The 23,569-nt window shown below is 69.1% G+C and carries 18 protein-coding genes; 5 read left to right on the forward strand and 13 right to left on the reverse strand.

The window, feature by feature from the left end:
* Complete coding sequence (locus G6O69_RS00465) at positions 1-534, reverse strand: TetR/AcrR family transcriptional regulator (RefSeq protein WP_172301470.1); 534 nt, start codon at positions 532-534, stop codon at positions 1-3.
* Positions 535-602: 68 nt separating this feature from the next.
* On the opposite strand from G6O69_RS00465, the gene G6O69_RS00470 reads away from it, so the two are divergent.
* Positions 603-1,790, forward strand: coding sequence for a cytochrome P450 (locus G6O69_RS00470; protein ID WP_172301472.1), 1,188 nt, complete (start codon positions 603-605; stop codon positions 1,788-1,790).
* A gap of 26 nt (positions 1,791-1,816) precedes the next feature.
* Here the strand turns inward: G6O69_RS00470 and G6O69_RS00475 are convergent, their stop codons facing one another.
* The 7 genes from G6O69_RS00475 to G6O69_RS00505 all read right to left on the reverse strand — a co-directional run bounded on the left by G6O69_RS00475 (position 1,817) and on the right by G6O69_RS00505 (position 7,036).
* Positions 1,817-2,542, reverse strand: coding sequence for a MerR family transcriptional regulator (locus tag G6O69_RS00475; RefSeq protein ID WP_172301474.1), 726 nt, complete (start codon positions 2,540-2,542; stop codon positions 1,817-1,819).
* Complete coding sequence (locus G6O69_RS00480; protein ID WP_217909734.1) at positions 2,542-3,105, reverse strand: 2Fe-2S iron-sulfur cluster binding domain-containing protein; 564 nt, start codon at positions 3,103-3,105, stop codon at positions 2,542-2,544. Before G6O69_RS00480 ends, G6O69_RS00475 begins: the two co-directional genes overlap by 1 nt.
* Positions 3,106-3,237: 132 nt before the next feature.
* The gene (locus G6O69_RS00485) at positions 3,238-4,695 is read right to left on the reverse strand and encodes a hypothetical protein (RefSeq protein WP_172301476.1); all 1,458 of its coding nucleotides are present in this window, start codon (positions 4,693-4,695) and stop codon (positions 3,238-3,240) included.
* Between the two features lie 84 nt (positions 4,696-4,779).
* Entirely contained in the window at positions 4,780-5,274 is a 495-nt protein-coding gene (locus tag G6O69_RS00490; RefSeq protein ID WP_172301478.1) for a hypothetical protein, read from the reverse strand.
* Complete coding sequence (locus tag G6O69_RS00495; RefSeq protein WP_172301480.1) at positions 5,271-5,816, reverse strand: hypothetical protein; 546 nt, start codon at positions 5,814-5,816, stop codon at positions 5,271-5,273. The genes G6O69_RS00490 and G6O69_RS00495 overlap by 4 nt, the downstream gene beginning before the upstream one ends.
* 33 nt (positions 5,817-5,849) lie before the next feature.
* Positions 5,850-6,467 (reverse strand): gamma carbonic anhydrase family protein, encoded by a 618-nt coding sequence (locus tag G6O69_RS00500; protein ID WP_172301482.1) that lies wholly within the window; start codon positions 6,465-6,467, stop codon positions 5,850-5,852.
* Positions 6,468-6,481: 14 nt separating this feature from the next.
* Complete coding sequence (locus G6O69_RS00505) at positions 6,482-7,036, reverse strand: hypothetical protein (RefSeq protein WP_176396537.1); 555 nt, start codon at positions 7,034-7,036, stop codon at positions 6,482-6,484.
* On the opposite strand from G6O69_RS00505, the gene G6O69_RS00510 reads away from it, so the two are divergent.
* A complete protein-coding gene (locus G6O69_RS00510) occupies positions 6,966-8,252 on the forward strand; it encodes a hypothetical protein (protein ID WP_176396538.1) in 1,287 nt (428 codons plus the stop codon). The two genes, G6O69_RS00505 and G6O69_RS00510, sit on opposite strands and share 71 nt — an antisense overlap.
* A gap of 96 nt (positions 8,253-8,348) precedes the next feature.
* Here the strand turns inward: G6O69_RS00510 and G6O69_RS00515 are convergent, their stop codons facing one another.
* The 4 genes from G6O69_RS00515 to G6O69_RS00530 form a co-directional block, all read right to left on the reverse strand.
* Positions 8,349-10,331, reverse strand: a complete 1,983-nt coding sequence (locus tag G6O69_RS00515; protein ID WP_172301486.1) for a hypothetical protein — start codon at positions 10,329-10,331, stop codon at positions 8,349-8,351.
* Between the two features lie 12 nt (positions 10,332-10,343).
* On the reverse strand, positions 10,344-11,099 hold the full coding sequence (locus tag G6O69_RS00520; protein WP_172301488.1) for an outer membrane lipoprotein-sorting protein: 756 nt from the start codon (positions 11,097-11,099) through the stop codon (positions 10,344-10,346).
* Between the two features lie 197 nt (positions 11,100-11,296).
* Positions 11,297-14,089: an MMPL family transporter gene (locus G6O69_RS00525; protein WP_172301490.1), complete on the reverse strand. Its 2,793-nt coding sequence runs from the start codon at positions 14,087-14,089 to the stop codon at positions 11,297-11,299.
* A 126-nt stretch (positions 14,090-14,215) separates the two neighbouring features.
* Positions 14,216-15,121 (reverse strand): branched-chain amino acid transaminase, encoded by a 906-nt coding sequence (locus G6O69_RS00530; RefSeq protein ID WP_172301492.1) that lies wholly within the window; start codon positions 15,119-15,121, stop codon positions 14,216-14,218.
* A 267-nt stretch (positions 15,122-15,388) separates the two neighbouring features.
* Here G6O69_RS00530 and G6O69_RS41410 point away from each other — a divergent pair, with 267 nt between their 5' ends.
* From G6O69_RS41410 to G6O69_RS00545, 3 genes are all read left to right on the forward strand, one after another.
* On the forward strand, positions 15,389-16,849 hold the full coding sequence (locus G6O69_RS41410) for a choice-of-anchor L domain-containing protein (protein WP_275943060.1): 1,461 nt from the start codon (positions 15,389-15,391) through the stop codon (positions 16,847-16,849).
* A gap of 217 nt (positions 16,850-17,066) precedes the next feature.
* Positions 17,067-18,506 (forward strand): choice-of-anchor L domain-containing protein, encoded by a 1,440-nt coding sequence (locus G6O69_RS00540; protein WP_176396539.1) that lies wholly within the window; start codon positions 17,067-17,069, stop codon positions 18,504-18,506.
* Between the two features lie 199 nt (positions 18,507-18,705).
* Entirely contained in the window at positions 18,706-20,103 is a 1,398-nt protein-coding gene (locus G6O69_RS00545) for a choice-of-anchor L domain-containing protein (protein WP_172301494.1), read from the forward strand.
* Between the two features lie 72 nt (positions 20,104-20,175).
* Here the strand turns inward: G6O69_RS00545 and G6O69_RS00550 are convergent, their stop codons facing one another.
* The gene (locus tag G6O69_RS00550) at positions 20,176-23,493 is read right to left on the reverse strand and encodes a hypothetical protein (RefSeq protein ID WP_172301496.1); all 3,318 of its coding nucleotides are present in this window, start codon (positions 23,491-23,493) and stop codon (positions 20,176-20,178) included.
* Positions 23,494-23,569: the final 76 nt, after the last annotated feature.

Genomic DNA, 23,569 nt, shown 5'->3' on the forward strand with positions numbered 1-23,569 from the left:
TCACAGGGGCAGGCGCATCGTCGGCTCGATCACCAGGCGGCTGAGGTACCTGGCGAGGTCCTCGATCGCGGGCGGATCCTCCTGGCCGAGCCACCACGCCAACACCTCGATCGTCGCCGAGATCGCAAAGGTGATCCGCAGGTCCAGGGGGCAGTCACCTTTGGGGATCGGCTCGCCGTGCACCGCCGCGATCTCCCGCGCCTGCTCGACGAAGGTCTCGCGCAAGATCGGCGCGGCGCCGCCGGTCAGCAGCGTGCGCCACAGCGCCTCGCGCTCGGCCACGTAGCGACACAAGGCGACACAGGCCTGGTAGGGGTCATCCCGCGACAGCACCGCCATCGACTCGCGCAGCAGCTCGCTGATCTCGTCGGCGGCCAGGTCGTCGAGCAAGGCGGTCTTGTCGGGGTAATGGCGAAAGAATGTCGCGTAGCCGATGCCCGCCTCGGCGCAGATCCGCCGCACGCTGAGCGCCTCGAAGGGCCCCTCCTCGAGGAGGGCGAGCAGCGCGCGCAAGAGTCTGGCGCGAGTCCGCACCTGTCGAGCATCCGTGGACGAACTCGCCATTTGTGAAACACTGTGTATCATATCTCGCGGAGATCGTCATGCAGAGCGTCGTCGAAGACTCAAAACAAGGTTGTCCCTTCGCCACCGAGAACACCGACAGCAAGACCGCCGCTGCCGTCGCTCGGCGCTTCGCGGTCAACCCGGACTACGAACAGGTCCAGGACTTCGAGCACGCGCGCAAGGTCCTGCTCGACAAGGGCCTGCTCCAGGCGGGCGCGGGCGCCGAGTTCATCGACAAGAGCAGGCCCGAGCTCGCGCCGGTCTTCTACCTCGATGGCCCCGAGCACCTCGCACGGCGCACGGCCATCGCCCGCTACTTCACGCCCAAGACGATCACCTCTCGCTACCACGCGATCATCGAGCGCGAGACGGCGCGGCTGCTCGGGCAGCTGCGCCGAGACGGCCGCGCGCACCTCGACATCAGCAGCTTCGAGCTCACCGTCGCCGTCGCCGCCAACATCGTCGGGCTGACCAACAGCGACGTGCCCAAGATGGCCAGGCGCCTGGCCATCCTGCTCGCGGGCGCCGGCATCCACAAGCTCGGCCCCATCGCCCGCGTGGCCACTCAGATGCGGCGTGTACGGGCGATCGCCAGCTTCTACATCAACGACGTGGTCCCGGCCGTCCGCGCCCGCCGCTCCCAGCCCCAAGACGACATCATCTCTCAGCTGCTCGAAAAGGACGCGTCTTGGCGGGTGATCCTCACCGAGTGCATGACCTACGCGGGCGCCGGCATGGTGACCACCCGCGAGTTCATCGTCGTCGCCGCGTGGCACCTGCTCGACGACCCCGCGCTGCGCGAGGACTTCCTCGACGGTGACGAGGACCGCCAGTTTGCGATCCTCAACGAGATCCTCCGCCTCGAGCCGATCGCCACGCTGCTCCACCGCCGCACCCCCAAGGACACCGAGCACCCCGAGGGCCACACCTACGCCCTCGACCTGCGCTCGATCCACCTCGACGAGGCGGCCGTGGGCCCCTGCCCGCTCTCCCTCGACCCCGACCGCGCCGCGCAGAAGAAGGCCAACGCCGCCTACCTGAACTTTGGCGTGGGCGCGCACCACTGCCCCGGCAAGCAGGTCGCGCTCCACGAGACCCGGATGTTCCTCGACGCGCTGCTCCGCGTCCCGGGGATCCGCCTCGAGCGCGCCCCCGACGTCGGCTGGTCCGAGGCGCTCGAGAGCTACGAGCTGCGCGACGCGATCGTCGTCTGCGACCGCGCCTGAGCCCCGAGGCTCGACGAACCATCGAATCAGTCCAAGGCCGCGAAGAAGTTCCGCGCCTTGGCCTGATGTAGCCGGGCCAAAAAGCTGTTGATCAGCGGCAGCCCGCGGCGAAAGAGCTCGGCGACCTGGTCCGCGGGGAGCCGGGCGAGCTTGGGGGTCAGCATGCGGATCTGCCCGGAGAAGAGCTCGCCAAAGCGCTCGACGTAGACGCGCAGGTCCGCGACCTCGAAGCCGATCTCGCTGGTGAAGCCCGCCGCGCGGAAGCTCCCCCACAGCTCGACCACCCACAGGTCCGTGGCCGGCAGGTGGAGCGCGCCGCGGACCTCGAGCAGGCTGAGCAGGCCCAGGTCCTCGAGCGCGCGCAGCTCCTCGAGCGCGACCTCGTGGCGACGCAGCAGCCCGCTGACCGCCACGGTCTTCGCCGCGCTCCCCTCGAGCACGTCGGCGACGCGGACCTTGACCTCGCTGAGCAGCGCGCGCTGCTCCGGGCTGAACTCGCCGTCTTCGCCGTCGAGCACGGCGCGGATCGTGTCGAGGGGCAAGAAGCGCTCATTCTTCAGCTCGAGCACGAGGCGCAGGCGCTCGAGGTGCTCGGCGCCGTAGTAGGCCATGTTGCGCCCGGTCTTGTGGCCCTCGGGGACCAGGCCCTTGGCGATGTAGAAGTGAACGGTCTGGCGATCGAGGCCCGTGCGCTCGCACAGGTCCTTCATGCGGTAGGGCCAGCGCTCGCGGTCGACGGCCGCTCCAGCCATCAGCGCGGCTCCGGGAGCCGCGCGCGGATCCGGCAAGGGCTCAGCGGCTGAGCCACGCAGGCGAGGATCTTGCCGGCGGCGCGCTCCTCTCGGTCGAGACAGTTTGGCTCGTCGAGGGCGACCTCGCCGGCCTCGAGCTCGACCATGCAGGCGCCGCAGCCTCCCATGGTGCAGGAGAAGGACAGGGGCAGCCCCGCGTCGAGGCCAGCGTCGAGCAGGCGCTCCCCCGGCGCGACGATCACCTCGACCTCGCGGCTGCGCCCCGCGTACTCGAGGACCACCGTGAGCGGCCACGCGCGCGCGGTCTGGCTGCGCCCCGGGCCGTGGTCGTCAGCGGTCGACCTCGACGCGCCTCCCTCCCTCGGCGGCGCCGCGAGCTCTCCACCGCGGGCGTCCTGCCTGGCGTAGCGCGAGGCGTCGCGCGGCTGCCAGCTCGGCGCCCGCTCCCCCCGCAACCCAGAGACGACCATGCGCAGGTCTCGGCGCAGCTGCTCGACCCGCGGCGAGAGGCGGTGCGACACGAGCTCGCGCACCAAGGAGGGAGACGAGGGCTGAGACGACACCCCTCCAGTGTCCGCCCGCGATGGCCAAAGTGTAAAGTCAAACTCGACACTCTAGAGCCGCCATGGCCAAGAAAAACGCCCATCTGCCAGGCAGATGAGCGGTTTTCTCCGAGCCCTCGCTACCCGCTGAGCCTAAAAGCTCGCCGGCAGCGCCCAGGTGACCATCGAGAGGTTGCCGACGATGTGCTTGGCGGGCACCCACCACAGCACGCCGTCGGGGCTGACGGTCACCCGGCCGAGGTTGGGCATCACGTCGAAGTCGCTGACCTCGCCGGTGAAGGGCTGGACCTCGACGATCGACAGGTCCGAGAGCGAGGCGTAGACCAGCCCGGTGAAGCTGTCGTGGCTCAGCGAGGTGACGCTGACCTCGAGGTCGACGACGGGGGTGCTCTCGAGGGTCGCGGTGTTGAAGCGCAGCAGCTCACCGGTGTCGAGGGCGACGAGCAGGTGGACCGCCGTCAGCGGGGCCGCGGCCGTGACCCGCGAACCGAAGGTCCCGAGCAGCTCCTGGTTTTCGTTGATGAGGTCGACCGTGTCGAAGTCCCCATTTTGGTTGGCGTTGCCCACGTAGAGGCGCAGGTCGTCGCCCCAGGTCAGGCCCATGGGGCCCGCGTCCGCGGCGTTGCCACCAAAGGGGCCGTCGTTGCCCTGCGTGGCCACGGCGGGGAGCACGATCGGCAGCGGCTCGAGGTCGCCCTCGATCAGCCGGGCCACGCCCTGGGGCGGATCCGCCTGGCAGCCGCAGGTGGGGCAGCAGGTGTAGGTGATCGCGACCTCGCCGAAGTTGTCGCCGCCGACGGTCTGCGGCTCGCCCCCGCTCGCCGGCTCCACGCCGCCCAGCGGCGGCAGCGGGTACTGGGGGTTGAGGGCCTTGAGCACCTTGATCTCCCCCATGTTGAGGTTGGCGACGCCGTCCCACTCGGTCAGCGTCCCGCCCGGGGTCATGCGCCGCACGTAGTCGGTGCCGCTGCGCAGCGTGACCATCCAGGCGTTGCAGTCGTCGGCGAACTCGAGGTCGAAGATGTCCACGGCGAAGGCCCCGTCGAGGGCCTCGAGGGTCGGCGTCTCACAGGCGGCCGGGCGATCGCATACGCAGGCCGTCCCCCAACACTGCCCCTCCTCGCAGGTCACCGCGCTGCAAGGCGCGACGGCGATGCAGCTGCCCTGGTCGTTGCAGACCGAGCCCGGGCCGCACTCGCTGTCACCGCAGCTCGTCGACGCCCCCGACAGCGTGCAAGGGCTGCCCTCGGCCACGCAGTCCCCGGTGATCACGTCACAGACCGTCCCCCCTTCGCACAGCTCCGGGTTCGGCTGGCAGCCGGACTCCCCCGTGTCCGTGCTCGACGAGTCCGTCTCGCTGTCCGTCTCCGAGCCGCTCTCGCTGCTCGACCCCGTGTCGCTGGAAGAGCTCGACTCCGAGCCCGACTCGCTGCTCTCGGACTCCCCCGTGCTCGCGTCGCTGGTCTCGCTCGTATCGCTACCGTCGACGCTGCCGATCTCGTCGTCCTGCGAGCCATCGTCGCTGCAGGCGACGGCAAAAGCTGGAGCAATGAGGAGCGTGATGAGGGGGCGAAGGGTCGTCTCGCGCATGCGCCAAGCTAGCAAGCTACCGAGTGACTCGCTACGCCAAGGCGCTGCGCGGAATCGCCTCTCCCCATGGTCTACGACGCCCCCTCAATCAGTCGTCTCGGAGTCTGTCTCGGTATCGGTCTCGGCTCCCGACTCGGTCTCCGTCTCCGTCTCCGAGTCGGTCTCTGTCTCGTCCCCAGACTCTGTCTCGTCCCCAGACTCCGACTCGCCCCCGGACTCCGTTTCCGAGCCCGTGTCCCCGTCCCAGTCGGGCTCACACAGCCCATCCAGCGTGCAGCTCAGGCCCTCGCAGCAGGCCTCGTCGTCCACACAGAAGTACTGGAGGTCCAGGGCCTCGAGGCAGCTCGACAGACACGCCGCCGAGCCCCGCGGCGGATCTGCCTGGCCGTCCCACGTGGCCACGCAAAACCCCGACTCGCAGTCCTCGCTGCTCTGGCAGTCGTCGCTCGGCTCGCCGGCCTCGTCCTCGGAGGCGCTCGTCGCTTCGCCCCCGCTGCTCTCCTCGCCCTCCGATCCCCCTGCCCGACAAGCGAGCAGCGCGACCGCGAGCAGGCTCCACGACAGCGTCCGCGCCTTCATGGCTCCATCACGCAGCGAACGCGAAAGGGCTTGCGATCACGGGGGATGGTCGTCGCCGGCGCCGCCGCTGGATCGGCGAAGTCGACGATCCAGACCTGCTTGTTGTCCTCGGCGAAGGGCGTGCGCGTCCAGTGGTAGCCCTCGGTCGCCTCGAGGCCCTTCACGCCGGCGAAGCGCGAGACCTCGTCCTTGCTCGGCAGGCGCCAGCCGTCGCGGCCGCCGAGCACCAGCTCGCTACAGTGGGCGTCCCCCGCCGGCTGGAGCGCCTCCGGACAGGGGTTTGGCTCGGCGCAGGTCTGCACGTAGAGCCAGGGATCCTCGATGGTCACGGCGCCCTCTGGCGCCAGCGACGGCTCGTTGCGAGGCTGCGCGAAGTTGGCCCCCTCGTCGGCCGCGTCGTCATCAGCGTCGGCCTCGGCCTCCTTCGCGGGCGCCTCGGCCGGCTCCTTCTCCACCTGCTCCTTCGCGGGCGCCGAGGGCTTGCACCCCAGCGTCCCCAGCAGCGAGAGCGACATGAACCCGGCGGCGAGGCAGACACGCATCGCAGCCAGGCTAACAGGGCCGCGCGCGCGCTGTCAGCCCTCGCGGTAGTTGTGGGCCAAGCGCATGTACTTGCCGGCCAGCTTGCGATGGAAGTCTTCGTCGGACGCGCTGAGGGTCTTGACGACCTTGCCGGGCACGCCAATCACCAAGCTGCGCGGGGGCACGCGGGTACCTGCCGTGACCAGCGCCCCCGAAGCGATCACGCTGCCTTCACCGATCACCGCCCCATCGAGGATCGTCGCCTGAATCCCCACCAGGCAGCCCCCGCCCACGCGACAGCCATGCAGGACGGCCCGATGACCGACGACCACTTCCTCGCCGATCACCGTTGGATCGAGATCTCCGAGGTGAACCACCGCGCCATCTTGAATGTTGCTGCGCTCGTGCACCTCGATGCGGTTGACGTCACCGCGCAAAACGCAGCCGTACCACACGCTGACGTCATCACACAGCGTCACGTCTCCGACCACCGAGGCCCCGGGCGCGACGTGAACGAAGGCTCCGAGCGCCGGGATCTTGTCCAAATAACGCTGGAAGATCGCCCCTGGGAAGCGATCTCGGAGCTGCTCGAGCTCTTCCTCGAGCGCCTCCGCGTTGGGAGGCGGCCCGAACACCCGTGGGACCGAGTCGACGATGGTCCGAGAGGACATGCGAAGAGCATATCTCAGGCACCGCCGAAGGCCCGGATGATGGCCCCAGGGACCCCGCGGGTGGGCTCTGAGTACTTGCCAGCGGCCCGTGGGTTCGCGTAGAAGAATCGCGTGGCTGCGACCAAGCGACCGAAGAAAGACTCCAGCGGAAAGACGCCGGGCGCCGGCGAGCGCAGCACGAGCAAGAAGGCCTCGGCGCCCAAGAAGAAGGCTGCTTCCAAGAAAAAAGCCACTTCCAAGAAGAAGGCCGCGTCGAAGAAGAAGGCCGCCGCCAAGAAGACGCCCTCCAAGAAGAAGGCCGCCGCGAAGAAGACGCCCGCGAAGAAGAAGGCCGCCACCAAGAAAGCCGCGTCGAAAAAGGCCGCCGCCAAGAAGGCGCCCGCGAAGAAAAAGGCCGCTGCCAAGAAGGCGCCGACCAAGAAAGAGGAGCCGACGCCTCCCACGGCCGAGCGGAGCGCAGAGAGCTCGACGCAAGCATCCCCCGCCGCAGCCTCGACCGTGGACGCCACGCCCGAGCAGCCGGCGAAGGGAGCCAAGAAGAAGGCCGCCAAGAAGAAGGCTGCGTCCAAGAAAAAAGCTTCCGCCAAGAAAGCTTCCGCCAAGAAAGCTTCCGCCAAGAAAGCTTCCGCCAAGAAAGCTTCCGCCAAGAAAGCTTCCGCCAAGAAAGCTTCCGCCAAGAAGAAGGCCGCGACGGCCAAGAAGACCGCCGCCAAGAAGGCCGCTGCCAAGAAGGCCGCCGCCAAGGCCAAGGAGCGCGAGAAGGCCAAGAAGGCCAAGGAGCGCGAGAAGGCCAAGAAGGCCAAGGAGCGCGAGAAGGCCAAGAAGGCCAAGGAGCGCGAGAAGGCCAAGAAAGCCAAAGAGCGCGAGAAGGCCAAGGAGCGCGTCGAGAAGGCCAAGGCCCGCGAGAAGGCCAAGAAAGAGGCCCAAAAGGAGGCCCAGCGCACCCGCGAGGCCGCCAAGAAGGCCAAGGTCGCCGAGGAGCAAGAGGCCAAGGAGGCCCGCCGCGCCGAGCGTCAGCGCCTCGCCGAGGAGAAGCGAGCCGAGCGTGCCCGGGCCCAGGCCGAGCGCCTCGCCGAGCGCCAGCGCAAGGTCGAGGCCCGCATCGAGGCCAGGCGCAAGAAGGCCGCCGAGCGTGCCGCCGCCCGCGAGGCCAAGCGCAAGGAGAGCGAGGCCCTCGCCGAGGCCGAGACCGAGACCGAGCTCGAGGAGACCCCCGAGCTCGAGGCTGCCGCCGAGCCCGAGGTCGAGGAGACCCCCGAGATCGAGGTCCCCGAGGCCGCGCTGGAGATCGAGGCCCTCGATGAGGACAGCCGCGAGCTCCTCGACGAGATCGGCGACATCCTCGCCCGCGCCGAGGCCGATCGCCAGCGCGCCAAGGCCCTGCGCCGAGCCCTGCGCGACCTCGAGGACCCCGCCGCCGCGCCCGTGATCCTCGAGCGCTTCACCCGCGACGACGACCCCTTCAACCTCCGCTCGCACCTGCTCGCGGCCATCGAGCGCCTCCCCGAGGACGCCTACTTCGACGCCTTCATCGGCGCCCTGCCCCAGCTCTACAAAAACGCCCCCAACTGGGCGTTCTCCGCCATGTGCCGACTGATCACCACGCGCGGGACCAAGGACGACGCGGCCGAGCGCTTCGAGGCCGCCCTCCTCGCCGCGGGCAAGCGGACCATCGAGACCGCGCTCGACCTGCTCTACGAGGGCTCCGAGTCGCTGCCCGCAGACATCGCCAGCGAGGTCGCCCAGACCTACGCCAACCTCGGCGGTGATCCCAGCGAGCTCTGAGGCGCGGGCCCGTCCAAACAAAAGACCCCAGCGGCGCGAGCCACTGGGGTCTTTTTGCGTGGCGAACCGGCGCCCGCGCCCCGCTCGAAGCGAGGCTCAAAACGAGCCAGTGATCTTCAGGTAGGCGATCGACGAGCCCGTCGCGGCCTGGCCAAACTTGGTGGTGTTGTTGCCCAAAAAGGCGAAACCACCGAGCTCCAAGGTCGCGTAGCCCCAGGGCGGGACCATGATGATGTTCGGCGCGAGCACGGTGCTCGGGTCCGTGCCGCGCTTCGAGGGCAGCTCGGTGACCGTGAAGACGCGGAAGATCAGGTGGCGGCCAAAGAACACCAGATCGGTCCCGGCCATGATGTAGTTGCCGATGTTCCCGGCCCCAAAGTCGTCGACCATGCCGCGCAGGTACTGAGCCTGGACGTAGACGTGCTTGCCGATCGTGTAGTCGGCGCCCGCGGTGGCCTTGATGAAGGGCTGCTTCTTGACGACCGGGCCCGAGAACTCGGCCACCGGGTTGACCACGCCGTCGTCGGGCGTGATGTCGAGGAAGAGCGGGAGCTCGACGCGGAAGTTGTACTCCTGCGTCGGGACGATCAGCGCCGCTTCGCCCCACAGGCCCATGTCGTCCAAGAAGGGGATCTGCGCGGCGAAGTCGAGGCCAGCGACGTGCATCCGCGGGTAGACCAAGGTCACGTCGGAGGCGAACCAGTAGCCGTCGACGTCGTCCTCGGTCAGCGCGGCCAGCGAGCGCGACTGGGTCTCGTAGGGCACCGGGATGTCGTAGAAGCCGTAGTAGTACGACGCGCTCATGTCCACGGGGCCGATGCGCGTGCCGACCTTGACCGCCGCCTGCCCGTTCATGATGTTCACGGGGGGCTGCTCGACGTGGGTGCTGACCTGGGGGTTGAACTGCTCGTTGGTCGCGATGAAGTTCTGGAGGTAGCCGAGCTTGTCGCGGTCCGACTGGTTGGCGAAGTAGACCGGGGTCTGCGGATCCGCGAGCGCCGCGGAGGCCGAGGTCGGGAGCAGGGCCGGGTAGAAGAGCGGCACGTAGACGCCCTGAAACCACAGCTTGTCCTCGAGCGGCGAGAAGTCGACCACCAGCATCTGGTTGGCGATCGGCTCGGTGAACAGCGGCCGGTCCTCGAGGTCGTCGGGGTTGATGTTGTTGGTCGGGTTGAACTTGTCGGCCGTGCCCCAGACCACGATCTGCCGCCCGATCTTGATGTCGAGGTGCGGCAGGGCGTCGTAGATCGCCACGTAGGCCGCGTCGCTCTCGATGTGGAAGGGCGTGAGCATCTGGCGGCTGGCGAGATCGCCGAGCGCGCTGGCCTGCGAGACCCCGAGGAAGACCGGCTCGATGTCGCCGACGATCTGGATGTGCTCGTTGGGCTTGTAGGAGAAGAAGAACTCGAGCCGGTTCTCGTTGCGGCTGATCGTCCCGCGCGGGACCGCCTCGCCGACCTTGAAGGCCGAGGGCTGCTCCACGCTGTCTCCCAAGCTCGGCTGATCCGGGTTCCAGCGCCGCCCCTGGTAATAGTTGTCGATGTCGACGTAGACGCTGCTGACCACCCGCACGCGCAGGTCGAGCTTGCCGTCGAAGAGCCCCGAGCCCGTCGGCGGGCCCTTGGCCTCGAGCTCGGCGGCCGTGGGTAGCTCGTCGAGGGTCTCCTCGGTACCAAAGATGTCGCTGAGATCGAGGTCCTCGGCCGGGGCGACCTCGGTCCCGCCGACCACGGTCTCGATCTCCCCCTCGTCCTCGTCCTCGTCGTCCTCGTCCTCGGGCCCAGCAGGGGCGCCCTCCCCCTCCGCCGCCATCGCATCTTCGGCCGTGTCCTCGTCGTCCTCTGGCGCGCCAAAAAAGGCGTCCATCATCGCGTCGTCGGCGTCTTCATCGGCATCCTCGAGCGCGGCGTCATCCTCCGGCGCGGCGTCGTCCTCCGGCGCGGCGTCGTCTTCCGGCGCAGCGTCCGAACGACCAGACGCGCCCGAGCCCGAGGGGCTGGACGCGTCTGGATCCTCCGGCTGTGCCGGAGGCTGACCAACGAGGAGAAGGAGCGAGAAAAGAGAGTTGGTCGGGAGCACGGGGATTCGAGATCAGCGCAGCAAGGTGCGCTTCGAAAACAGGCCGTCGTCGACGCCCTGATCGACCTTGAGGCCGGACATGTTGATCACCGTCTCGGCCCCGGTCTTGAGGTTTTTCATGGTGATCTTGGTGGGCATGCGCTCACCTTTGATCTTGGTCCAGCCTTCGCGGTGCTGCTCGCGAATCGCGGCGCCCGAACCATCGAAGTAGATCATCTTGGTGACGCCGCCCTTGGTGCGATCGATGATGATGTCGACGCGCGGGTAGCTGACCTGAGCCTCCGGCTTGGGGGTCAAGGTCAAGGTCGTCTCGTTACCCGACTGGCCGACGAGCTGGGCGTCGAAGCGGCTAGCGAGGCGCGCCATGGTCATGTCCTCGGTCCTGAACTCGCTGCCGAGGAAGCCCTGGCTCTCCGTGTGGGCCGCGACCTTGCGGACCTTCTTGAACTCGGGGCTGTACATCCACATGTTGTCGAAGGACATCAGGATCTTCATGCCCGCGACGTCACCGGGAGCGGTGAACTCGATGTACTGCCTGTCGAGGCCCTTCATCACCATGTTGAACTGAAGGGTCTTCTTCTTGGTGCCGCCCTTGTAGACGTCCATGCTCGCCACGTAGGAGACGTCGGCGAACACCTCGGCGTCCTTGTCCAGCTTCTCGAGCACCTTCGAGGCGTCGGCCGCTTCGACGACGGTGGGCGTGGCCACCAGGGCGAGGGCGAAGGGGGTGCAGACGAGGAAGGCGGACAAAAGCGTCGAGAGTTTCATGGAGGTGGCTCCGTGGGTCTTTGAGTGGGTGACCGACTTCAGGGTAGGAGGCCTGGCGGTCGCGCGGGGCCTTGGACGCCTTCGGACGGTGGCTATTCTCTATTTTTACGGCTGAAATTCAGCCTCGGAGAGCAGCTAAAACTGAATTCCGGTTCATTCGGGTGATCGGGATCACTCTAGTGTGAGGCTGCGCGGGATCAGGGCTGTGCAGGGTCCTTCGCGTCAGCAACTGGCTTCGCGGATCCCTCGGCCGAGCCAGCCTTGGGTGTCCGGTCACGGATCAGCAGCGGCGTCAGCCAGACCGCACCCAGGGCCGCACCGATCAGCCCAATCGCCAAGCCGACGCCGAATTCCTGGAGCGGCGGCATCTGTGACCACAGCAGCACGGTGAAGGCCAGAGCCAGCTGCACGGCGCTGATCACCACCACGGCGCCGAGCTCACGCACGGCTCGCTCGCCGCCGCCGTGCTCGTACTGCCGCGCGCGAAAGCCCAGGTGGATCGCAAAGTCGACCCCGGCGCCCAGCGCGATGCAGGTGATCATGCTGGTGCCCACGCTGATCGGGTGGCCGAGGGCCGCGAGGATCCCCGCAGACACGGCCAGGGTCCACAGCGCAGGGATCAGGGCGAAGAGCGAGCGAGCAAACACCAAGACCACGCTCAGGGCGAGGATCGACACGAGGGTCGACACCCACAGCGATCGCGTCACGCTCTCGGCGAAGGCCTGGCCGATCACCGGCTGGCCAGTCAGCCGGACGCGAGCCGCGACCTCGCGGACCTCGGCGCCCGCCGGCAGGGCGTCGGCGGACACGGCCCACTCTTCGTCTTGGAGCTCGGCGAGGGCCGGGCGCAGCGTGTCGCAGCGCGACGCTCCCTCGGGCTCGGTCTCGAAGCCCAGCGCCTCGCACCAGCCCTCGACCTTGTACTTGTCCTTCTCCTCGTCGATCCACGCCCCGAGGTGCTCGGCGGCGGGCGCGATGCCCTCGGGGTCCTCGGCGACCGCCGTCGGCAGCTGCTCGCGCATGTAGGCCTCGAGCTCGTCGCCGCGCAGCACCAGCAGCTTCTCGGGGGTCATCGCGGTCATCTGCTCATCGGGGATGTCGACTGCGAAGATGCCCTCGTCCTCGTCGTCGAGGCCGTCGCGCAGCTCGACGACCTTGGCGAGCAGCGCCTTGGAGGGCTTGCCGCCCCCGCTGGCCAGGGCCTCGGGATCGATGGCCTCACCGGTCAACTTGGACAGACGCGCGATGGTCTCGCGCTCGCGCAGCGCGGCGACCTCGGGGCTCTCGGTCTTGGCCACGCGCATCACGTCGTCCGCGGGGGCGTGGCGCGCGATGATCTCGCGGATCTGCTCGGTGACCGCGACCTGCTCGTCGCCGCTCATCGGCGCGAGCTTGATGTGGATCAGCCCGCCGTCGGCCTCGTCGGTCATCAGCTGAGCCATGGCCGGGTGGCCGATGAGGTAGGTCAACACCCGCGTGGCCCGGGGCGAGGTCTCGGGCACGCCCGCGCGCCCACCGAGGGCCTCGTTGAGGACCTCGACGGGCTCGTAGACCGAGCGCACGTCGACCACGCCATCGATCCGCCGAGCCTCCTCGCTGATGTTGCGGATCATCCGCAGGACCTCGGCCTCGCCGAGCTCCGCCTCGACGGTGACCTGGAGGTAGGTCGAGCCGCCGAAGTTGTCCTCGAAGAAGCGGTTCGCCACGCGGACCTCGCTGTCCTCGTCGAACACGTTGTTGGTGTCCGGGTCGGCCCGCATGCCGCGGGCGAGGAAGAGGCTGAGCACGGCGACCCCAGCCAGCAGCCACCACGGCGGGTGACCGGGCAAGGGCAGCGCGCGCTCGGGGCGGTGCTCGAGCAGGCCGTTGGGGAGCACGGCGAGCAGCGCCGGGAGCACGAGCAGGGCGAGGACCAGCAGCAGCAACATGCTGATCCCCGCGACCAGGCCAAAGCGCTGCATCGGCACCTGGGGCATGACGACCAGGGCGAAGAAGGCCACCGCGGTGGTCAGACCCGACATCAGCACGGGCTTCCACAGCTCGCGCAAGGTCGCCGAAGCCCGCTCCTGGCTCGAGCCCTGCTGGCGCTGATAGCCGGCGAGGATGTGCACGCCAAAGGCCCCGCCGAGGGCGACCATCATCACCGGGGTCGAGGAGCTGACGATGGTCAGCGCCTCGCCAAAGCGCCCGTGGGCGCCCATGATCAGCGCCACGCCCAGGCCCGTGACCAGCAGGTTGATGACCGCCGCGCTGACCGAGCCGAGCAAGAGCATCGAGGCGAGCGCGAGCACGCCGATGACCACCGGCGAGAGCCGCTCGATGTCCTTGCGGCTCGCGGTCGACGAGGCCATCTCGGTGTAGGGCGCCCCAGCGAAGTAGGAGTTGCCCTCCCAGCGCGCCTCGACGACCTCGCGGGTGCGCTCGAGGGTCTCGCGCCGGGCGGCGAAGGCCTCGGCCCCCTCGCCCTCGCGCGGGAGCAAGAACACCAGCAAGGCCGCGGCCTCGCCGTCTTCGGAGATCAGGTTGCCGATGGCGTCGCGGCTGCCCAGCACCCGCTCGCGGATCGCGTCGCCATCGGTCATGGTCTCGGGGACCAGCGCGTCGACGATCATCCCCTCCTCGGTGACCACCGGGTTGGGCAGATCCACGAAGGAGATCGCGGTCTTGACCCCCGGGATCTCCTTGATCTCCGTGACCAGCTCGCGGACCTCGGCGACCCGCTGCGGCAAGAGCATGCTGCCCGAGCCGTCCGCCGGCTCGAGGCCGACGAGCGCGAGCTCCATCATCCCGAAGCGATCGGCGACCTCGTTGAAGTTGATGACCTCCGGGTGCTCCGGAGGCAGGAACGCGAGCACGTCGTCGTCGTTTTGGATGCTGCCCAGGCCGGGGATCAGCCACGCACAGATCCCCACGAAGACCGCGAGGATCACCCAGCGGGCCGTGACGATGGGATGCAGGGGTGTGGGCTTGGAGCCGTTCGCGTCACTCACCAAGGCGATCTCCTCCGCGCACGGCCTCGACTGTCAACGTCCACGCCGCGGGGTGTGGGCCATACCACACTAGAGAGGCCACAGTGGAACCCACCGCGGCCTCTTCGAGGAGATCTCAGCGGCTCGCTACCAGATGGGCGTCAGCCACTCGCGGCGCTTCTCGACCCGACCGTGGACCACGTCCTGGAAGTACTGGTGGATCCGCCGCGTGATCGGACCAATCCCGCCGTCGCCGACGAGGCGGCGATCGACCGAGCGCACCGGGGTCACCTGAGCCCCGGTGCCACACAGGAACATCTCATCAGCGACGTAGAGCTCGGTCCGACCGATCGGCCGCTCGACGAAGGACAGACCGAGGTCCTCGGTGGCCATCGTGATGATGCTGCGCCGGGTGATGCCGTCGAGGTTGTCCTCGGTGCTCGGTGGCGAGAACAGCTTGCCGTCGTGGACCAAGAACACATGCTCGGCGCTGCCCTCCGAGACCATCCCGGCCTCGGTCAAGAAGATGGCCTCGTCGAAGCCGTTGTCCTTGGCCTCGCGCCGCGCCAGGGCGCTGTTGAGGTAGCCGCCGGTGGGCTTGGTCCGCGCCGGGATGGCGTTGTCCGGGGTCCGGCGCCACGACGACACGCACACGTCGATGCTGTCTTTGTCGATGTAGCGGGCCAGAGGCATGGTCCACACGATCAGCTGCGCGTCCTCTTCCCGGAGGACCGGGGCCAGCTCGGCGGCGCCGCTGACGACCATCGGCCGGACGTAGACGTCGTGGTGAACCTCGTTGCGACGGATGATCTCCAAGATCGCCGAGTGGGCGACCTCCCACCCGCCAGGGATGGGCAAGTAGAGGATCTTGGCCGAGCGCTCCAGACGGCGGACGTGGGCGTCGAGGCGGAACACGAGCACCTGCTCGCCGTCGTCGGCGAGATACCCTCGAACACCCCCGAAGCAGCCCAGGCCGTAGTTCAAAGCGCGTGTACGGACACTGAGCTTGGCGTCCTCTTCGCGTACGAACTCACCGTTGAGATAGATCCACATGGGGAGCGCGAGAATAAGGGATCCGCGGCTCGGGTGGGAACCAGTTGGCGGCCACCAACGCATGAAGACGCACGGCGCATCACGCACGGCCCAAAATCGCAAGCGTGGATGTGCAGGACATTGCACGGCCGACACTGCGGCAACAGCGAGAAACGATCAAATGCGCACGCGAGACCTCTTGTCCACGCCATCCCCGCACACCTACAGTAGGAGCCACGGCTCGGGTGTGCGTTCATGCTCACAGCCGGCTTAAGAAGGAACGACTCGATGGACACTACCAAGCTTCGAATTTCCAAGTCTTTGATCTTTGGCCTGAGCATGAGCGCCATGGCCATCGGTTGTGCCGACGACACCGGCGACACCACCGACGATGATATCGGCGTGACGGATGGCACCGCGGACGAGACCGCGGAGACCACCGCCGAGGGCTCCGGCGAAGAGGCCAGCACCACCGCCGACACCACCGGCGACGAGACTGCTGACACCACCGCCGACGAGACCGCCGACACCACCGCCGACGACACCGCCGACACCACCGCCGACGAGACCGCTGACACCACTGCCGACGACACCGCCGACACCACTGCCGACGAGACCGCCGACACCACCGCCGACGACACCGCCGAGGACACCGCCGATACCGACACCGCCGAGGACACCTCGGAGGAGAGCACCACCTCCACCACCGGCAACAACAACGGCTGTGAGGCCCCCGCCGCCTACGTCGACTGCGACGGCGAGCCCGGCAGCCTCACCACCGATCCCTTCCAGGCCCTCGGCATCAACTGTGGCGACGACCCCAGCTCCACCGTCGTCGGTGCCAACGCCTCCATGAACTCCAACAGCGCCAGCGCCTGGCGCATCGCCACCCAGTTCGGCTCCGCCAGCCAGGAGCCCGGCGACAACCGCTACAACGGCGCCCTGTGGGCCGCCAACCTCGACCCCTACGTCAGCCCTGGCGAGGACGGGGTCTCCGGCACCGAGGACGACGTCGAGGTCCCCAACAACACCTCCTCCGCCATCCTCGTCCTGTCCACCGGCACCATCTCGGCGCCCGACGCCCAGGGCGTCATCACCGAGACCAGCGGCTCCCAGTCCAGCAACGGCGACAACGGCAACGACGACGGCGACTCGCTGCCCGGCCCCCTGAGCGCCCAAGAGGGCTCCAACAACGGCGCCGGCGGGACCCCCTTCGTGGACTGCGACGGCGTCAACGACTGCTCCGACAGCCTCTGGGATCAGTGGAACAACCAGGGCTGGGACAACCCCAACGACAAGCTGTGGATGCAGTTCGACCTCTCCGTCCCCGGCGGGACCGAGGGCTACGTCTTCGACTTCGCCTACTTCAGCTCCGAGTACCCCGACTGGGTCGGTACGAGCTTCAACGACCTGTTCATCGCCTGGTCGACCTCGGAGACCTTCACGGGCAACCTGACCTTCGTCAACGAAGCCCCGCTGACCATCACCTCGCTCGAGAACGCGGGCTCCTTCCAGTACAAGGACACCGATTCTCAGCTCAACGGCACCGGCTTCGAAGGCCACGCCGGCACCGGCTGGTTCACCGCCCGCGGCTCGGCCACGCCCGGTGAGCAGTTCCAGATCACCTTCTTCATCGCCGACATGGGCGACAGCATCCTGGCCACCGGCACCTTGCTCGACAACTTCCGCTGGGAGTGCGCCGGCTGCGTGCCCAGCGAGGTCAACTCCTGCGGCATCCAGCCGCAGTAGCGCTCGGCGCCTTCCCCGAGAGCCCCCCCGCTTCGGCGGGTGGGCTTTTTCATGTCACCCGAAGGCAGCGCCGAGATCGTCTTCAGTAGCCTCGATTCGACGATATCCAGCGCAGGCTGTCTCTCCGAGCGCACTCCACGTCGTGGAGTGCCCCCTCGAATAGATGACCGCCAGCGCGATCTCGTGCACGATGCGTTCTTCTATTCGAGGGGGACTCATGAACACCAAATCTACACTCAACCTGCCGCTGACCTTGCTCACCACCGTCGCCTTGGGCGTTGGCTTTGGATGCTCCGACGACGCCGCCGACACCGGCACCAACGACGACGAGATCGGCTTGACCGAGACCGCTGAAGAAGACGCGGAGACCACCGCCGAAGGCTCTGGCGAAGAGGCCAGCACCACCGCGGGCACCACCACGGACGAGACCGCGGACGAGGACACCGCCGACACCGACGACACCGCCGGCACGACCACGGACACGACCGCAGGCACCGACACCGCCGACACCGACACCGCCGAGGACACCGCCGACACCGACACCGCCGAGGACACCGCCGATACCGACACCGCCGAGGACACCTCGGAGGAGAGCTCCTCCTCCACCTCCACCACCGGCAACAACAACGGCTGTGAGGCCCCCGCCGCCTACGTCGACTGCGACGGCGAGCCCGGCAGCCTCACCACCGATCCCTTCCAGGCCCTCGGCATCAACTGTGGCGACGACCCCAGCTCCACCGTCGTCGGTGCCAACGCCTCCATGAACTCCAACAGCGCCAGCGCCTGGCGCATCGCCACCCAGTTCGGCTCCGCCAGCCAGGAGCCCGGCGACAACCGCTACAACGGCGCCCTGTGGGCCGCCAACCTCGACCCCTACGTCAGCCCTGGCGAGGACGGGGTCTCCGGCACCGAGGACGACGTCGAGGTCCCCAACAACACCTCCTCCGCCATCCTCGTCCTGTCCACCGGCACCATCTCGGCGCCCGACGCCCAGGGCGTCATCACCGAGACCAGCGGCTCCCAGTCCAGCAACGCCAACAACGGCAACGACGACGGCGACTCGCTGCCCAGCCCCTTGAGCGCCCAAGAGGGCTCCAACAACGGCGCCGGCGGGACCCCCTTCGAGAACTGCGACGGCGTCAACGACTGCTCCGACAGCCTCTGGGACCAGTGGAACGGCCAGGGCTGGGACGACCCCAACGACAAGCTGTGGATGCAGTTCGACCTCTCCGTCCCCGGTGGGACCGAGGGCTACGTCTTCGACTTCGCCTACTTCAGCTCCGAGTACCCCACCTACGTCAACACGAGCTTCAACGACCTGTTCATCGCCTGGTCGACCTCGGAGACCTTCACGGGCAACCTGACCTTCGTCAACGAAGCCCCGCTGACCATCACCTCGCTCGAGAACGCGGGCTCCTTCCAGTACAAGGGCAGCGACGCCGAGCTCAGCGGCACCGGCTTCGAAGGCCACGCCGGCACCGGCTGGTTCACCGCCCGCGGCTCGGCCACGCCCGGTGAGCAGTTCCAGATCACCTTCTTCATCGCCGACATGGGCGACAGCGCTCTGGCCACCGGCACCTTGCTCGACAACTTCCGTTGGGAGTGCGCCGGCTGCGTGCCCAGCGAGGTCAACTCCTGCGGTATCCAGCCGCAGTAGGAAAGTAAGTTTCCTCTAGAAAAACGCCGGTATTATACCGGCGTTTTTTTGTATGCGTGTCCGGCGAAGAACGGTCTCCCAGAGCATTCCCTCCCCAATTCCAGCAAAGATCAGGCAGGATCTCAGCGACACAGGGGGGCATATGAAGCACACGCCTACTTTCAAATTTCCACTGACTCTCCTCACACTCACCGCCGCCATGGCCATTGGCTGTGCCGACGACACCGGTGACACCACCGACGATGATGTCGGCGTGACGGATGGCACCGCGGACGAGACCGCGGAGACCACCGCCGAGGGCTCCGGCGAAGAGGCCGGCACCACCGCCGACACCACCGGCGACGAGACCGCTGACACCACCGCCGACGAGACCGCCGACACCACCGCCGACGAGACCGCCGACACCACTGCCGACGAGACCGCCGACGACACCGCCGACGAGACCGCCGACGACACCACCGCCGACGACACCACCGCCGATACCACCGCCGACGACACTGCCGACACCACCGCCGAGGACACCTCGGAGGAGAGCTCCTCCTCCACCTCCACCACCGGCAACAACAACGGCTGTGAGGCCCCCGCCGCCTACGTCGACTGCGACGGCGAGCCCGGCAGCCTCACCACCGATCCCTTCCAGGCCCTCGGCATCAACTGTGGCGACGACCCCAGCTCCACCGTCGTCGGTGCCAACGCCTCCATGAACTCCAACAGCGCCAGCGCCTGGCGCATCGCCACCCAGTTCGGCTCCGCCAGCCAGGAGCCCGGCGACAACCGCTACAACGGCGCCCTGTGGGCCGCCAACCTCGACCCCTACGTCAGCCCTGGCGAGGACGGGGTCTCCGGCACCGAGGACGACGTCGAGGTCCCCAACAACACCTCCTCCGCCATCCTCGTCCTGTCCACCGGCACCATCTCGGCGCCCGACGCCCAGGGCGTCATCACCGAGACCAGCGGCTCCCAGTCCAGCAACGGCAACAACGGCAACGACGACGGCGACTCGCTGCCCAGCCCCTTGAGCGCCCAGGAAGGCTCCAACAACGGCGCCGGCGGGACCCCCTTCGAGAACTGCGACGGCGTCAACGACTGCTCCGACAGCCTCTGGGATCAGTGGAACAACCAGGGCTGGGACGACCCCAACGACAAGCTGTGGATGCAGTTCGACCTCTCCGTCCCCGGTGGGACCGAGGGCTACGTCTTCGACTTCGCCTACTTCAGCTCCGAGTACCCCAACTACGTCAACACGGTCTTCAACGACCTGTTCATCGCCTGGTCGACCTCGGAGACCTTCACGGGCAACCTGACCTTCGTCAACGAAGCCCCGCTGACCATCACCTCGCTCGAGAACGCGGGCTCCTTCCAGTACAAGGACACCGATTCTCAGCTCAACGGCACCGGCTTCGAAGGCCACGCCGGCACCGGCTGGTTCACCGCCCGCGGCTCGGCCACGCCCGGTGAGCAGTTCCAGATCACCTTCTTCATCGCCGACATGGGCGACAGCATCCTGGCCACCGGCACCTTGCTCGACAACTTCCGCTGGGAGTGCGCCGGCTGCGTGCCCAGCGAGGTCAACTCCTGCGGCATCCAGCCCCAGTAGTCCTCCAACGACAGGACAGCAAAGAGCGGGCGGGCCCTCGGGCCACGCCCGCTTTTTCGTGTCGACAGATTCTCAGCCCTCGACCGAGCTGAGGTGGCCACGAGTGCGCGTGAACAAGGCGATGTCCCTGAGCTCGACGCGCCCCTGCTCGGCGTCCAGGACCACGCGCAGCGCCGCACGATCGCCGCCGGGGGACCAGCGCAGCGGCTCGGCGAACCACGTCGAGGCTCGCTGCGCGGGGACCTCCAGCGCGCCGATCGGCGTGTCTCCGGCGAACACCTGCAAGCGCGCGCCCGCCTCGGTCGTGGTCCGCGAGAGCGTGACGACCACGTCCAGCGACAGCGGCTCCCCGCGCTCGTCGAGGGGGAGGTCCACGGCCGCGAACTCGAGCGCCTCGCCCGCAGCCAGGGCCAGGGAGCGCCCGCGCACCTCGGGCTTTGGGCGGGTCCCGGGGCGGTAACGCGACAGCGCCCGTCCACGCACCCAGACCGCCGGCTTCAGCGGATGCCCGAGGTCGTCCGCGGGTGAGATCGTCCGCGCCTCGAGGTGCTCGGGAGGGAGCTCGTCGATGCCGCCGCCTTCCCGGCCGAGCAGGCGCAGCTCGAGCAGACGGCCGTAGGGGCAGTCCCCCTCGGCCCGCGCGTCGGCGCCGAGTTCGGGCGACCACAGCTCGATCACCCGCGTCGGCTGCGGCTCGACATCGGCGAGCTCGAGCGGCAGCGGCAGCGGCTTCGGCATCTCGATCGCCGGCAGCGGCGCGGGGCCCAAGCTGGCCCGCGGCCGGGCGCGCAGCCCCTTGGGCGCCTCGAAGGCCAGGCGCTGGCCGTCGACCTCGACCCGCCAGCGAGGGACCTGCGCCGCGAGCTGCGAGTCGGGGCCGAGGCCCCCCGCGACCACCACGAGGTGCCGCGCCGACGCTGACGCTGGAAGGGTCACGCGCAGCGCTCGGGTCGGCGACAGGCAAGTACCGCCGTCGTCGTGCAGACCGCCCTGGACCGTCACGCGCGCGCCCCCAGCCCCATCGACCTCGCCACCGGCCTCACCATCGATGAAGCGAAGCCGCTCGATCTCGCCGAGCTTCGCCGGGTCGACCTCCAGCCTCAGCAGCGCCATGCGCAGCTCGTGGCGAGCCACCCGCGTGGGCAGCTGATCCGCGACGGGCGTCAGCGCGTGGACGAAGAGCTCGAGCAGGCGCGCGTCCTCGATGACGAAGGGCGCCCACAGCTGATCATCGAGGAGCGCGAGGCGGGCCCCCTCGGCGAGACCGTCCACGCCGGCACGCCGCGCGTGCTGATGCGCGGCCTCGTTGACCAGCAGGTAGACCGGCGGCGGCGCCTCGCCGGTCCGCGCGGGGCGAGCCACGAGCAGCTCCCAGGCGGTGATCCAGGCGTCCTCGCGGCTGCGATAGGGCACCACCGTGACGCCGTGGGCCATGGCCAGCGCCCCGCCGACTTGGTTGTGCGTGTGGTCGTGGTGCCAGCCCTCGCCGCCGGCGATCAACACGGCGCCGGGCTCGAGCTGATCCGCGAGCCAGGCCACGGCGCGATCCGCCGGCTCATACTCGCGCAGGCGCAGCTGCGGCGCGCGGATCAGCGGGCCCGCGCTCGACCACAGCACGCCCAGGCCGAGGCCCACGGACAGCCCCCAGGCCAGCAGCCCACGCAGGCGCCCCGGCGCGCTGCGGGCTACGCCCGAGCCCGAGCCCGAGCTGGTCTGCTCCCCGTCCCCGTCCTCATCGGGGCGCCGGCCCTCGTCGCCCTCGCGGCCCCCTCGCTCGCCCGCCAGGCGCTCCCGGAGGCAGCCCAGCAGCGCCACGCAGGCCAGCGCGGCGCAGGGCAGCAGCTCGGGCACGAGGTAGCGCCCGTAGTAGAAGAAGGCCAGCTTGGGCAGCTCCCGCGGCGCGTAGAGCAGCGCGGTGACGGGGACCACGGCGGCCAGCGCGAGCAGCCAGACCTCCACCGGCCGCGGCCGCCAGCGCCGCGCGACCACGATCACCCCAAACCCGGCGGTGATCAGCCACGGCCAGCCGAGCAGCACCACGGCGGCGTCGAGACGGGCGAAGGGCGGGCGCAGCAGCGCCACCTCGGGGCGCGCGCGAAGGTGCCACCACAGCACGAAGGCCGCGAGCGTGGCGACGGCCAGCAGCCGCGGGGCGACGGCCAGCACGCGCGCGCGCAGCCCAGGCGCGAGCGCACCGAGCTCGCGATCGATCCCCCACCAAGCCAGCGCGCCCAGGCCAAAGACGAGGATCAGCGACAGCGGCCCGAGCTGCAGCTCCGGCGCCCTGCGCAGCAGCTCGTCGTGGAGGTAGGGGTAGGCCGTGAGCGCGTGCAGGCAGACGCTCGCCACGAGGGCGAGGAGCACCAACCAGGCGGCCTTCGTCTCGCCGCGCTTGCGCGGCCGCAGCCACAGCACGGCGAGCACCACGGGGAGCACCAGCAGCGCGTTGCCGCGGACGAAGGCGGCGAAGCCGAGCATCGCCGCCGCCCACCAGGCGTCCGCCCCTCCCCCGCGCTCGCGCAGGCGCAGGGCCGCGAGCACGGCCGCCCACTCGAAGACCGCCATGCTCGTCTCGCTCAGCGGCGTGCGTGCCGTCCAGATCGCCAGCGGCGAGCTGACCACCAACGCCAGGGCGAGCGCCGCCCACGGCCCCCGTGGCCACAGCCGCCGGGCGCAGCACGCAAAGAGCAGCAGGTAGAGCGCCCCCAGCCAGGCCAGGGCGGCGCCGCTGCCCACGGGACCCAGCGTCGCCCGGCCCACGGCCAGGAGCACGGGGTGCATGTGAAAGAACTGGGTGACCACCTCGCCGCGATCGCGGTCGGCCAGGTAGGCGCCCGGGCGGTAGGCCGCCTCGTAGTGGCCGCTGCGCCACTCGCCGCCGCTGCGTGGATAGAGCCCGAGGAGATCGTGGGGCCCGGGCGCGTCGGGGTCCTCGGCGCGGTCGCGGCCCGCGTCGGCGAGGACCTCGTCCGTCCACCCCAGGGCCCCCGTGCGCGCCGTGAGCTCGGCTCGCAGGGCGTAGCTGCCCTGGTCGCGCCCGGCCAGGGGCGCGGGGATCGTCGGAGAGCGCAGGCCCACGCCCGCCGCGACGAGGGCCAAGAGCGCGAGGGTGTGCCAGCGCGAGGCGTCTCGCCGGCGCGCGCCCCCTGCCCTGCCCGCCCGGCGCCACGGCCAGATCACCACGCTCGCGCAGCCAAAGATCCCCGCGAGCGCGGGCGCCGAGAACAACCCCGCCCAAGCCAGGGCCGTGCCCACGAGCCCGACCAGGCCAGCGTGGAGCGCCAGGGTCAAGGCCAGCTCTTCGAGGCCCAGCTCCCCACGCGAACGCCACAGGCGGGCCAGCAAGGCGACCGCGAAGGCGACGAGAGTGGCGAGCGCAGCCAGGGGCACGCGGCGAAGATACTCGACGACGAAGTCCGGCCACAGCGCGGCGCCGGCCCCCCGCGGAGGTGGCCACCGAACAACG

It is taken from the genome of Pseudenhygromyxa sp. WMMC2535, assembly GCF_011083025.2.